At 73.3% G+C, this 11923-nt stretch carries 11 protein-coding genes; 5 read left to right on the forward strand and 6 right to left on the reverse strand.

The window, feature by feature from the left end:
- Positions 1–8: 8 nt before the first annotated feature.
- On the reverse strand, positions 9–1265 hold the full coding sequence (locus OO68_RS01835; protein WP_033306275.1) for an FNR domain-containing protein: 1257 nt from the start codon (positions 1263–1265) through the stop codon (positions 9–11).
- Positions 1262–2782, reverse strand: coding sequence for an amino acid adenylation domain-containing protein (locus OO68_RS01840; RefSeq protein WP_033306276.1), 1521 nt, complete (start codon positions 2780–2782; stop codon positions 1262–1264). The genes OO68_RS01835 and OO68_RS01840 overlap by 4 nt, the downstream gene beginning before the upstream one ends.
- 393 nt (positions 2783–3175) lie before the next feature.
- Here OO68_RS01840 and OO68_RS01845 point away from each other — a divergent pair, with 393 nt between their 5' ends.
- Positions 3176–5290 carry a molybdopterin oxidoreductase family protein gene (locus tag OO68_RS01845; RefSeq protein WP_033306277.1) on the forward strand — a complete coding sequence of 705 codons (2115 nt, stop codon included), beginning with the start codon at positions 3176–3178 and terminating at the stop codon, positions 5288–5290.
- A 3-nt stretch (positions 5291–5293) separates the two neighbouring features.
- On the opposite strand, the gene OO68_RS01850 is transcribed toward OO68_RS01845, so the two are convergent.
- Positions 5294–6940, reverse strand: coding sequence for a M4 family metallopeptidase (locus OO68_RS01850; RefSeq protein WP_033306278.1), 1647 nt, complete (start codon positions 6938–6940; stop codon positions 5294–5296).
- Between the two features lie 139 nt (positions 6941–7079).
- Between OO68_RS01850 and OO68_RS01855 the strand changes: the two genes are divergently transcribed.
- Positions 7080–7496: a gamma-glutamylcyclotransferase family protein gene (locus OO68_RS01855; protein ID WP_033306279.1), complete on the forward strand. Its 417-nt coding sequence runs from the start codon at positions 7080–7082 to the stop codon at positions 7494–7496.
- Between the two features lie 24 nt (positions 7497–7520).
- Here the strand turns inward: OO68_RS01855 and OO68_RS01860 are convergent, their stop codons facing one another.
- Positions 7521–8138 carry an NADPH-dependent FMN reductase gene (locus OO68_RS01860; protein WP_051814281.1) on the reverse strand — a complete coding sequence of 206 codons (618 nt, stop codon included), beginning with the start codon at positions 8136–8138 and terminating at the stop codon, positions 7521–7523.
- 269 nt (positions 8139–8407) lie between these two features.
- Here OO68_RS01860 and OO68_RS01865 point away from each other — a divergent pair, with 269 nt between their 5' ends.
- The gene (locus OO68_RS01865) at positions 8408–8929 is read left to right on the forward strand and encodes a GVDTG sorting domain-containing protein (RefSeq protein ID WP_033306280.1); all 522 of its coding nucleotides are present in this window, start codon (positions 8408–8410) and stop codon (positions 8927–8929) included.
- A 109-nt stretch (positions 8930–9038) separates the two neighbouring features.
- Positions 9039–9698 (forward strand): class F sortase, encoded by a 660-nt coding sequence (locus OO68_RS01870; protein ID WP_051814283.1) that lies wholly within the window; start codon positions 9039–9041, stop codon positions 9696–9698.
- Here OO68_RS01870 and OO68_RS01875 read toward each other — a convergent pair.
- On the reverse strand, positions 9636–10022 hold the full coding sequence (locus OO68_RS01875) for a winged helix-turn-helix transcriptional regulator (RefSeq protein WP_033306281.1): 387 nt from the start codon (positions 10020–10022) through the stop codon (positions 9636–9638). The two genes, OO68_RS01870 and OO68_RS01875, sit on opposite strands and share 63 nt — an antisense overlap.
- 107 nt (positions 10023–10129) lie before the next feature.
- Here OO68_RS01875 and OO68_RS01880 point away from each other — a divergent pair, with 107 nt between their 5' ends.
- Positions 10130–11023 (forward strand): NAD(P)-dependent oxidoreductase, encoded by an 894-nt coding sequence (locus tag OO68_RS01880; RefSeq protein ID WP_033306282.1) that lies wholly within the window; start codon positions 10130–10132, stop codon positions 11021–11023.
- Here the strand turns inward: OO68_RS01880 and OO68_RS01885 are convergent.
- Positions 11020–11802, reverse strand: a complete 783-nt coding sequence (locus OO68_RS01885) for a sulfite exporter TauE/SafE family protein (RefSeq protein WP_033306283.1) — start codon at positions 11800–11802, stop codon at positions 11020–11022. The genes OO68_RS01880 and OO68_RS01885 overlap by 4 nt on opposite strands.
- Positions 11803–11923: the final 121 nt, after the last annotated feature.

An 11923-nucleotide genomic window follows, 5' to 3' on the forward strand; every position in this document is an offset into this window, starting at 1 on the left:
CATCCCTTCTACGAGTCCCAGATCGCGCCGTACGCCGGAATCCCCCGCCGTTCCAGGCCGTGGACCACCTGCCAGGTCAGCTTCTTGTTGGAGATGCAGATGACCGCCTCGGCGCCGAAGTCCCGGTGGGCCTCGTGGGCGAGTCGCACCATGTCGGGCTTGCCGTGCCGGGAGGTGTCCCAGATCAGGGCGTGCGGCTGCACGGCGAGGATCTCGTCGACCAGGGCGTCGCCGTAGGTCGTCCGGGGGTCGCGGGTCGCCCAGACCAGCCGGGAGGGCACCTGGGCGGCGAGCAGGTGGGGCAGGCAGGGGCCGATGCCGCTGCCGGTGGCGACGTAGACGACCTTGGTGAACAGGACCTCGATGTTGGCGACGCCGGCCGTGGTGATGCCCTTGACCCACACCTGCCGGGGCAGGTCGTCGATGAAGGAGCCGGTCCAGTCGCCGGCCCGGGAGATGGTCAGGCGGAAGCCGGGCTCGCCGGGGGCGGGGACGTTGGCGAAGGAGTGCCATTCCCTCAGCGGGCTGCGGCTGATCGCGGTGGAGGAGCCCGCGAAGGGGGTCTCGCCGTGGTCGAAGCGGGCCAGCACCACGTGGGAGGAGGGACGTTCGAGGCGGACGTCCACCCTGCGCAGCCGGAGCCAGGGCAGGGCGACGCTGAAGGTGACCACCGCGAGCGTGCCGACCTCCCAGGGACCCGGCGACGCCAGCAGCGTGTGCGTCCAGAACAGGGCCAGGGCCGTCCAGCCGCCGAAGCGGTGGATCTTCTCGAAGTGGTCGTGGTGGCGGGAGCGGAAGGGCGGCAGGGCGGTGGCGATGATCAGGGCGAGGAGGGCGATCAGGGTCCAGCCCACGGCCCTGAGGGGGCCGCCGGGTGTCGTGACCGTCAGGGCCAGGAACCAGGCCGTGCCCGCCAGCGCCCCGCCGACGTGCAGTCCGCCGAAGTGGTAGACCTTGCCGAGCGTCCAGCGGACCCGCAGCGGCCAGCTGGTCGGCGCCGAGGTCGCCAGGCGGAACAGCAGGTTGATGACGTACTGCTGGCGGACGACGACGGCGAGGGCGAGGTTGGCGAGGGCCGCGTGCCCGAGGGTGGCGGCAGACAGGGGCCACAGGGTCCAGGCGCACGCCGCGTTGGCGAGGAGCACCAGGGCCGCGAGCCGGTTGTAGTGCATCAGGCGGGGGTGCTTGAGCAGGCGGCGGGGAGCGGGCAGGAGAGGCGGGAGCCCGCCGGTGGCCTGGTGGTTCCGGGGCGGGGACGTGGTCATCGCGCCACCGCCACGCGCTCCTCGATCATGTGCAGCAGCGCCTGTTTGTCGACCTTGCCGCGGTCGGTCTCGGGGAGGAACGCGAGCGGCAGGATCCGCTCGGGGACGCAGTAGTAGGGCAGGGCGTCCGCGACCGCGCGGCGCGCCGCGTCCGGGTCGACGTCGGCCGGGCAGACGAAGGAGACCAGGGTCCGGGCGTCGCGTTTCAGGGTGACGGCCCGGGTGCAGCCGGCGGCCGACTCCAGGACCGAGGAGACGGAGTCCAGCTCGACGCGGAAGCCGCGCACCTTGACCTGGTCGTCGGTGCGGCCGAGGTGCTCCAGCTCGCCCCCGGCGGTCCAGCGGCCGAGGTCGCGGGTGCGGAACATGCGCCGGCCGCCGCCGAGGAACGGGTCGGGGGCGTAGCGCTCGGCGTTGAGGGCGTCGTCGCCGAGGTAGCCGGCGGAGACGCAGTCGCCGCCGGCCCACATCTCGCCCACCTCGCCGACCGGCAGGGGGCGGCGGTCGGCGTCGAGGACGTACACCGTGTTGTTGGGGGTGGGGCGGCCGATGGTGAGCAGCGGGGCGGACGGGTCGTGGCGGCTCATCGTGTTGACGATCGTGGTCTCCGTGGGGCCGCAGCAGTTGAAGAAGGCGGCCTGCCGGGCCCACCGGTCGGCCAGCGGGCGCGGGCAGGGCTCCCCCGCGACGGCGACCGTGCGTACCCGGGGGCAGGCGGCCGGGTCGAGGCCGGAGAGCACGGTCGGGGTCGCGATCAGCACGTCCGCGGTGCGGGCCGCCGCGGCGAGGTCCTTGCCGCGGATGACGAGCGTGCCGCCCTGGGCGAGGCAGCCGAGGATCTCCCAGGCGGCCATGTCGAAGGCGATGTTGAGGAGCTGGGCGACCCGGTCGCCGGGCCGGACGCCGAGGCCGCCCGGGGCGGTGAGCAGGAGGTTGGCGACGTTGCGGTGGGTGACCTTCACGCCGTTGGGGCGGCCGGTGGTGCCGGAGGTGAACAGCACGTAGCAGCCGTCGTCGCCGGTGACGCGGACGCGTGGGGCCGGGGCGTGCGGCAGCGGTTCGTCGAGCGGGAGCAGCAGATGGCCGTCCGGCAGGGGCACGCGGTGGACGTGCTCCGCGGCCGTGAGGACGACCCGGGTGCGGGCGGTGCGGATGACGTGGGTGAGCTGGGCCGGGGGCGCGAGGCCGATGTCCTGCGGGACGTAGGCGGCGCCGGCCTTCAGGATGCCGAGCAGGCCGACCAGCATCGGGATCGAGCGGCGGACGAACAGGCCGACGTGGTCGCCGGGGCGGATGCCCTCGCGGACCAGGCGGGCGGCGAGGGCATCGGCGTACCGGTCGAGCTCCCCGTAGGTGATGCGGGCGCCCTGGTGTTCGGCGGCCACGGCGTGCGGGGTGGCCCTGGCGTGCCGGGCGACGGCGTGGTGCAGGAGCGGGTCGGGGACGGGGACGGTGGGGCCCCGGCCGTACTGCCGGAAGAGCTGCTGGTCGTGTGGGGTCAAGTGGCGCAGAGGCATGATCGGATGGCCTCCTGGCTGTTTCGAGATCGGATTGCCACCCGCGGGCCGGCCGCGGGTGGATGCTGCCGTGAGCGGCGGGCATGCCCGGGTGTCGAACGCCGTGCGGAGTCGTGCGAGCGCTGCGCGTAGCCAGAGCGTAGTGCTGCTGGTTCAACTCTCAACGAGGTCGGATCGGCCAAGAAAGGAACGCAATGAGCCACATGTGGCGTTCCTCGTCCCAAAGGCAACGTACGTGGCGGTCGGCGACGACCTGTAGGAGGGCGGGCCTGTGCCCGGCCGGGCCAGGGGCTGCTGCCTCACGCGGGCGGGCCGGTGGCGGGGAGGTTGCCGTCCCGGCCGCGTAACAGGGAACCGTCCCGGGCGTAACACGGCCGACGCACGCTGAACGGTATGCAGAGCACCGTGACGCCCACGCACTGCCCGTACTGCGCCCTGCAGTGCGGGATGAACCTGACGCCCGCGCCGGACGGGACCGTCGAGGTGAGCGAGCGCACGGACTTCCCGGTGAACCGGGGAGCCCTGTGCGGCAAGGGGCGCACATCAGCGGCGGTGCTCGCGAGCAACGTCCGTCTGACCTCCCCGTTGGTGCGCGACGAGGGCGGCACCCTGGTGCCCGCCTCCTGGGACGAGGCGCTGGAGAGGATCGCCGCGGGGCTGGGCCGTACGCGCGCGGAGCACGGGCCGGACGCGGTCGGGGTGTTCGGCGGAGGCGGGCTGACGAACGAGAAGGCGTACACGCTCGGCAAGTTCGCGCGGGTCGTGCTCGGCACCTCGCAGATCGACTACAACGGCCGTTTCTGCATGTCGTCGGCGGCCGCAGCGGGCATCAAGGCGTTCGGGCTCGACCGGGGGCTGCCGTTCCCGCTGGAGGACATCCCGAAGTCCGGCTGCGTGATCCTCGTCGGGTCGAACCTCGCGGAGACCATGCCGCCGTCGCTGCGGTTCTTCACCGAGCTGAAGGAGAACGGCGGCACGCTCATCGTGATCGACCCGCGCCGCACCAAGACCGCCGAGCAGGCGGACCTGCACCTGGCGCCCCGGCCGGGCACGGACCTGGCTCTCGCCCTGGGCCTGCTGCACCTGGTGATCGCCGAGGGCCGGGTGGACGAGGGGTACGTCGGTGAGCGCACGGCCGGCTGGGAGGACGCCCGGGCGGCGGCGATGGCGCACTGGCCGGAGTACGTGGAGCGGATCACGGGGGTGTCCGTTCCACAACTGCGGGAGACGGTACGGCTGTTCTGCGAGCCGGAGTCGGCGATGGTGCTCACCGCCCGGGGGCCCGAACAGCAGTCCAAGGGCACCGACACCGTGGGCGCGTGGATCAACCTGTGCCTGGCGACCGGCCGGGCGGGCCGCCCGCTGTCCGGGTACGGCTGTCTGACCGGGCAGGGCAACGGGCAGGGCGGGCGTGAACACGGGCAGAAGGCCGACCAGTTGCCCGGCTACCGCAAGCTCGACGACCCGGCCGCGCGGGCGCACGTCGCCGAGGTGTGGGGCGTCGACCCGGACAGTCTGCCCGGGCCGGGGCGCAGCGCGTACGAGCTGCTGGACGCGCTGGGCACCGACATCAGGTCGCTGCTGCTGATGGCGTCGAACCCGGTGGTGTCGGCGCCGCGGGCCGCGCACATCGAGGAGCGGATCAGGTCGCTGGACTTCCTGGCGGTCTGCGACGTGGTGCTGTCGGAGACGGCGTCGCTCGCGGACGTGGTCCTGCCGGTCACCCAGTGGGCCGAGGAAACGGGCACGACGACCAACCTGGAGGGCAGGGTCCTGCTGCGGCGCCGGGCGATCACCCCGCCCGAGGGCATCCGCAGCGACCTTGAGGTGCTGCACGAACTCGCCGCCCGGCTGGGCGTGGAGAAGGGCTTCCCGACCGACCCGGAGGAGGTCTTCGAGGAGCTGCGGCGGGCGTCGGCGGGCGGGGCGGCGGACTACTCGGGGATCACCTACCGGAGGCTGGCGGAGGAGAACGGGGTGTTCTGGCCCTGTCCGGCGGCGGTGGAGGCGGCCGGTGACCCCGCCGGGGAGACACCTGCCGCGCACCCGGGCACACCCCGCCTCTTCCTGGACCGTTTCGCCACCCCCGACGGCCGGGCCCGGTTCGTTCCCGTGTCGCACCGCGCGATCGCCGAGGAGCCGGACGACGAGTACCCCGTGCTGCTCACCACCGGGCGGGTCGTGGCGCAGTACCAGTCCGGGGCGCAGACCCGGCGCGTGGCGGAGCTGAACGCCGCCGCGCCGGGGCCGTTCGTCGAGCTGCACCCGAGGCTGGCGGCCCGGCTCGGAGCGGCCGAGGGGGATCCGGTGGCCGTCGTGTCCCGGCGGGGCCGGGCCGTCGCGCCCGCGAGGATCACGAACGCCATCCGGCCCGACACCGTCTTCATGCCCTTCCACTGGCCGGGCGAGGGCCGCGCCAACACCCTCACCAACCCCGCGCTCGACCCGACCTCCCGGATGCCGGAGTTCAAGGCGTGCGCGGTGCGGCTGGAGGCCGTCGAGCGGTAGGGGTCAGCTCACTGCGACGGCCTTCCAGGCCGCGGCGACCGCCTTCTGCTCGGTGCTGTCGGCGCCGTAGAGGTCCTTGGCCGCGCTCAGGGTCGCCGTGCGGGCGTCCGCGTAGTCCGTCGAGGACGTCATGTAGACCGTCAGCGCGCGGTACCAGATTTTGCCCAGGGCGGCCCGGCCGATGCCGTTCACCGTGGAGCCGTCACAGGTCGGGGAGGTGTAGGCGACGCCGTTGACGGTCTTGCTGCCGCTGCCCTCCGCGAGCAGGTAGGCGAAGTGGTTGCCGACGCCCGAGGAGTAGTGCACGTCGAGGTCGCCGAGCTTCGGGTTCCAGCAGTCCGCCGACTTGCCGTCCTTCGACGGCTTGTCCATGAAGCGCAGGGCCTCGCGGCCCAGGCCGGAGCGGACGACTTTCTCACCGATGAGCCAGTCGCCCCGGTCCTCGGAGTTGGCCGCGTGGAACTCCACCAGCGTGCCGAAGATGTCCGAGGTGGCCTCGTTCAGGCCGCCGGACTCGCCCGAGTACGTCAGCGCCGCCGTCTTGGACGTCACGCCGTGGGACATCTCGTGCCCGGCGACGTCCAGCGACACCAGCGGGCCCATCAGCTTGCCGTCTCCGTCGCCGTAGGTCATGCAGAAGCAGTTGTCGTCCCAGAAGGCGTTGTTGTAGTCCTTGCCGTAGTGGACGCGGTTGAAGGAGCCCTTGCCGTCGCCCGCGATGCCGGCGCGGCCGTGGACCTCCTTGTAGTAGTCCCAGGTGACGTCGGTGCCGTACTGGGCGTCGACCGCGGCCGTGGACCGGTCGGCGGCCGTCCCCGTCCCCCAGTGGTTGTCGGCGTCCGTGAAGAGCGTCGCGGGGGCGCGGGTCAGACAGATGGTCAGCAGGCACTGGTCCGTCTTGTTCTCGGCGTCGCCGGTGTAGGTGCCGCCGCGTGTCGCGTCCTTGAGCCGGTACGACGAGCCGGACGCCGTCGTCTCCAGCGGGACCGTGCCGCCGTAGAGGGACTTGCCGTCGCCGGAGGCCGACTCCATGGTGTCCCAGGCGTCGATCCGGGTGCCGGTCGTCGCGTCGGTCAGCACCGTGCGTCCGACCGGGTTGCCGAGCTCGTCGTGCGCCACCGCGTCGGTCTGCCAGGCCAGCTTCGGGGCGCCGTGCAGGGCGTCGACGACCAGCCGCGGCTTGGCGGTCAGCTTCTTCAGGGTCTCGCCGAGGTGCGCGGCGCGCAGCAGGTTCGCCGCGAGGTCGGCGGCCCTGGGGGCGGTCACCTTCGGGGTGACGCTCGCCAGGGAGAGCGCGGACGTCGTCGCGCGGGTCGTGCCCCGGTAGGTGCCGTCCGGGTTCAGGTGGAGCACGAAGTCTCCGCCCAGGACCGGGAGCCGGTGGTAGGTGCGGTCGTAGCGGACGTGGCGGGTGCCGTCCTCGTCGACGACGACGTCCCGGACCTCCGTCTTCTGGGCCGGGGTGAGGCCCAGGGCGGCGGCCCGGTCCGCGAGCACCGCCTCCGCGTCCTCGATCGCGCCGGACCTGGTCGGCCGGTCCGCCGCGCCGGCGGCCGGGGAGAGGACGGCGGCCAGCAGGGCGGTGGTGCCGGTGAGGGCCACACCGGCGAGGGCGAGACGGGAACCGCGGACATGACGTATCCGACTCATCGGTCTCCTCATACGGGCGCACCCGGTCGCGTGGGGTCGACCGGGGGCGGCGTTGATGTTGACCGCGAGTTAAGGCGGCGCGGACATGGCATGTCCATAGCGCCGTTGTGCAGGTGTGTGAGGGTGCAGAATCGTTCCTGTGACCCTCCCCTTCTTCGTCTACGGCACCCTCCGCCCGGGGGAGGTCAACCACGACCTCTTCCTGCGCGGCCGCACCCGGTCCGAGGAGCCGGGGCGGCTCGCGGACGCGGTGCTCTACGCCGGGCCGGGCTACCCCTACGCGGTCGAGGAGCCGGGCGGCGGCGTGGTCAGCGGGGAACTGGTGACCGCATGGCCGGAGGCGTACGAGCGGCTGCTCGCCGAGCTGGACCGGCTGGAGGAGTACGTGCCCGGGGATCCGCGCAGCCTGTACGAACGCGTCGAGCGCAAGGTCGTCCGGGCGGCGGACGGAGTGGCGGTCCGGGCCTGGGTGTACGTGGCCGCACCCGCCGTCGCCACGCGGCTGCGGGCCCGCGGGCGGACGATCGAGGGCGGCGACTGGCGGACTCGGACGTGAGGGCCGTGCGCGGCTGAAGCCGGCTCAGCCCCCGTACGGCCGCTTCGCCCTGGCCTCCCGCAACGCGTGGCCCCACCACACCAGTTGGTCCAGCATGGTCTTGGCCGCCGCGTCCGGGCCGGACCGGTCGCGCAGGGTGCCCCGGTCGTCGAAGGAGGCGCCGACGTTGTGGAAGGAGACGGTGTCGCGGACCGTCACGGCGTGGAGCTCCGCGAAGACCTGGCGCAGGTGCTCCGCGGCGCGCAGGCCACCGGACAGGCCGCCGTAGGAGACGAGCCCGACGGGCTTGGCCTGCCATTCGGTGAAGTGCCAGTCGACGAGGTTCTTCAGGCCCGCCGGGAAGGAGTGGTTGTACTCGGGAGTGAGGACCACGAACGCGTCCGCGCGGGCCAGCTTCGGGGTGATGCCGGACAGCGCGGTGGTCGCCTCCTCGGTCGGTTCGAGGGACATCGGCAGCGCGGCCTCGGCGACGTCCACGACCTCGGCGACCAGGTCGTCCCGGTCCCGGATGCGGCCGAGGAGCCAGTCGGCGACGACGGGGCCGAAGCGGCCGTGCCGGTTGCTGCCCACGACGAGGGTCAGCCGGAGCGGGTCGGCGGCGGTCCGCGGCGGGGCGGCTGGATCCGTAGCGGTTGTCTTCATGCGGCACAGCCTCGTACCTCAACCAAACTTGAGGTCAAGCACCGGCCGCGCGCATCCGGGGTCACCCGTTCACACGCGCTCCCCGCGCTTTTCCCCACCTCGCCCGCCGAACGCCCGTGACCTGCCGAAACGGCCAACGAAGGCAGCCGGTTCGGCCCTGCCCGACACCCATTCACCCCAATTCTGACGCCCTTTCAGCAAGCGCGGTCGTCCCGCTGCCCGTTACCTCGGAAGGGCAGGCGCCGACCGAACCGCTCGAAGGAGCACCGATGCGACGTATCGCCCCGCCGCTGACCGGTACCGCGCTCGCCGTCGCCACCGCGGCCCTCGCCGCCGCCCCCGCGTACGGCGCGTCCGCCGGTGGCCTGGAGCTGTCCCCGGCCTCGGTCGTGCCGGGCGGCCAGGTCACGGTGCGCACGACGGCCTGCGGCGACGGCGGCTCGGCGACGGGTGACGCCGGCGCGGTCGGGGCGGGTTCCGTCGGCCTGGCGCCGGACGCGCACGGGCCGGGCGCGACCGGGCGGTTCAAGGTGCCGCCGAGCGCGCAGCCGGGAACGTACGAGATCATCGCGACCTGCACCGGCAGCGGCCGGCGGCTCACGGGGGACCTGGTGGTCACGCTGACGCCGGTGCGCGAACAGGTCCATCCCCGGGGAAGCGTGAAGACGGGGGTCGGCGGCGCTCTGGGCCCCGATCCCGTGCAGACCGCGGCAGGTGTGGCGGCCCTCGCCGTCGCCGCCGCGGGCGGTACCTGGCTCCTGCATCGCCGGGCGAGAGGCGACGGGATCTGACGGACACCCTCCGCTGTCCGTCGCCGGTACCGCATGTCCCCTCCCCTCCGGGTCCGACGCCCCTCGCGGCCCGGAGGGGGTACGGGGCTGGCTCAGAAGAGGGTGGGTTATGCGCGGGTTCCCCAGGTTCGGCAGCGGTGTGCGCGATCCCGCGAACGCCGCCATGGCCGCCGTCACGGTGTTCGCCCTGTGCTCCGGGGTGTGGCTGCTGCGCGACGGCGCCGGGACGCACACCCCGCCGCAGCCGTCCGCCGCACAGGCCCGGGCCGGGCTGGACGGCCGGGCCGGTGAGCGGCCCGCCGTGCCCCCGCTGCCGCCCTCACCGCCCGACCGGATCCGCATCCCGGCGATCGGGGTGAACGCGCCGCTGACCGGCCTCGGCCTGACGAGGACCGGCAGCCTCGACGTACCGCCCGCCGCGGAGAAGAATCTCGCCGGCTGGTACGAGGCCGGCACGACCCCCGGGGAGCGGGGCACGGCGATCGTGGCCGGCCACGTCGACAACGCCGACGGCCCCGCCGTGTTCTACGACCTCGGCGCCCTGGCCAGGGGCAGCACGATCGAGATGGACCGGCGGGACGGCGGGGTCGCGGTGTTCACCGTGGACGCCGTGGAGGTCCACGCCGCGAAGGACTTCCCCGACGAGAAGGTCTACGGCGCCGCCGGCCGCCCCGAGTTGCGGGTCATCACCTGCGGCGGCACCTACTCACGCGGCACCGGTTACCAGGGGAACGTCGTCGTCTTCGCGCATCTGACCGGGAGCCGGTGACAGGACGTTGGCCCTCCCCCAGGCCCCCAGCGGTTCCAGTGCCTCGTTCAGGGACATGCCCCGGGGCGTCAGCGAGTACTCCACGCGCGGCGGCACCTCGTCGTACGCCTCGCGGTGCACCAGGCCGTCGGCCTCCATCTCCCGCAGCTGCGAGGCGAGCACCTTCTCGGTGACACCGGGCAGTTCCCGGCGCAGCTCGCCGAAGCGGCAGGGCCGCTCGTGCAGCGCCCAGAGGATCAGCACCTTCCACTTGCCACCGATCACGTCCATCGCCGCGTCGATCCCGCAGACGTACGCGCCCGGCCGCCGTCCCGTCGTTCCCATGCCCGGTCTCCTCCCCCTTCGCCTGCCTGGACTCTTCCCCCGTGGTAACCACCCACTTCGAAGTACGTACTTGAGCAGGCGCTTCCCCTGCGACGAGCCTAATCGCCATGACCGATAACGCAGTTGTTCCCCGTACCTCTCTCACCCTTCTCGGCACCGGTGCCATGGGCACCGCCCTCGCACGCGTATGGCTGGCCGCCGGGCACGAGGTGACCGTCTGGAACCGCACCGCCGCCCGGACCGAGCCCCTCGCCGCCGAGGGCGCCACGGTCGCCGCGAGCGCCGCCGACGCCGTGGCGGCGAACCGCCTGGTGATCGTCTGCCTCCTGGACGACGCCTCGGTGGGCGAGGCCCTCGACGGGGCCGATCTCGCCGGGCGGGACCTGGTGAACCTCACCACCGGCACCCCGGCCGAGGGACGGGCGCGGGCCGCCTGGGCCGAGGCGCGCGGCGCGCGCTTCCTGGACGCCGGGATCATGGCCGTCCCGCCCATGATCGGCGCCCCCGACTCCGGCGGATACGTCTTCTACAGCGGCTCCCCCGAGCTGTTCGAGGAGCACCGCGCCACCCTGGGCGTCCCGGCCGGCACCCGCTACGTCGGAGCCGACCCGGGTTTCGCCGCCCTGCACGACGTGGCGCTGCTGAGCGCGATGAGCGGCATGTTCGCGGGCATCACCCACGCCTTCGCGCTGATCCGCCCGGAGGACATCGCGCCGAAGGACTTCGCGCCGCTGCTCGCGGACTGGCTGACCGCGATGGCCCCCGCCGTGCACCAGAGCGCGGACCAGCTGCAGAGCGGCGACTACACCCGCGGCGTCGTCTCCAACCTCGCGATGCAGGTCGCCGGCAACGCCACCCTGCTGCGCACGGCCGAGGAGCAGCGGGTCAGCCCGGAGCTGCTCACGCCGTACATGAAGCTCATGGAGCGGTGGCTCGCCCTGGGGCACGGGGAGGAGGACGGGACGGGGACGGTGGAGCTGCTGGACGTGCGGGGGCGCTAGGCCAGCCACTGTTCGTACGCGAGGTTCCCCACCAGGGCGAAGACGACCGTCAGCAGTACGACGCGGACGAAGCCGCTGCCCTTTTTGAGGGCGGTATGGGCGCCGAGGGTGCCGCCCGCCAGGTTGAAGACGGCCATCAGGGCGGCCAGCTGCCACAGGACCGCGCCCTGCCAGGCGAAGGTGGCGAGCGCGCCGGCGTTGGTGCAGCAGTTGACGATCTTCGCGGTGGCGGAGGCGGTGACGAGGTCGAGGTGGAGCACGGCGGTGAGGGCGAGGACCAGGAACGTCCCGGTGCCGGGGCCGATCAGGCCGTCGTAGAAGCCGATGCCCAGGCCGGCGAGGCCGATCGCGGCGAGGATCCGGCGGGGTGAGGCCGGGCCGGTCGCCGGGGCGGTGCCGAAGGCGGGCCGCAGGATCACGAAGGCGGCCACGCCCAGCAGCACCACCATGATCACGGGCTTGAGCACCTCGGTGCTCATCCCGGCCGCGAAGAAGGCGCCCCCGGAGGAGCCCGCGAGCGCGGCGAGGCCGATGCGCACGGCGAGGCGTACGTCCACCGGTGCCTTGCGGGCGTACGTCACCGCGGCGCCCGTCGTGCCGACGATGGCGACCGCCTTGTTGGTGCCGAGCGCGTAGGCGGCCGGGGTGCTCGCCGGCAGTCCGAGCAGCAGCACGGGCAGCAGCAGGAGGCCGCCCCCGCCGACCACGGCGTCGATCCAGCCTGCGGCGAGGGCCGCGACGCAGAGCAGGACGATCGTGGTCAGCGATATGTCGGGCATGATCGCGACCCTATGCGAGGCCGGTGTACCGCCTCTGCGACGCCCCTCGCAGCCCGCCGCCCCCGCGCCGCCGAACCCCTCACAGCCCGCCGTCTTCGCACCTCAGGAAGCCTCACACCCG

This window comes from Streptomyces iakyrus (genome assembly GCF_000717055.1).
GTDB classification, from domain to species: Bacteria; Actinomycetota; Actinomycetes; order Streptomycetales; family Streptomycetaceae; genus Streptomyces; species Streptomyces iakyrus.

Coding starts and splice junctions, on each gene's coding strand:
- OO68_RS01835 (WP_033306275.1), bottom strand. CDS start 1,265: ATGACCACGTCCCCGCCCCGGAACCACCAGGCCACCGGCGGGCTCCCG.
- OO68_RS01840 (WP_033306276.1), bottom strand. CDS start 2,782: ATGCCTCTGCGCCACTTGACCCCACACGACCAGCAGCTCTTCCGGCAG.
- OO68_RS01845 (WP_033306277.1), top strand. CDS start 3,176: ATGCAGAGCACCGTGACGCCCACGCACTGCCCGTACTGCGCCCTGCAG.
- OO68_RS01850 (WP_033306278.1), bottom strand. CDS start 6,940: ATGAGTCGGATACGTCATGTCCGCGGTTCCCGTCTCGCCCTCGCCGGT.
- OO68_RS01860 (WP_051814281.1), bottom strand. CDS start 8,138: ATGAAGACAACCGCTACGGATCCAGCCGCCCCGCCGCGGACCGCCGCC.
- OO68_RS01865 (WP_033306280.1), top strand. CDS start 8,408: ATGCGACGTATCGCCCCGCCGCTGACCGGTACCGCGCTCGCCGTCGCC.
- OO68_RS01870 (WP_051814283.1), top strand. CDS start 9,039: ATGCGCGGGTTCCCCAGGTTCGGCAGCGGTGTGCGCGATCCCGCGAAC.
- OO68_RS01875 (WP_033306281.1), bottom strand. CDS start 10,022: ATGGGAACGACGGGACGGCGGCCGGGCGCGTACGTCTGCGGGATCGAC.
- OO68_RS01880 (WP_033306282.1), top strand. CDS start 10,130: ATGACCGATAACGCAGTTGTTCCCCGTACCTCTCTCACCCTTCTCGGC.
- OO68_RS01885 (WP_033306283.1), bottom strand. CDS start 11,802: ATGCCCGACATATCGCTGACCACGATCGTCCTGCTCTGCGTCGCGGCC.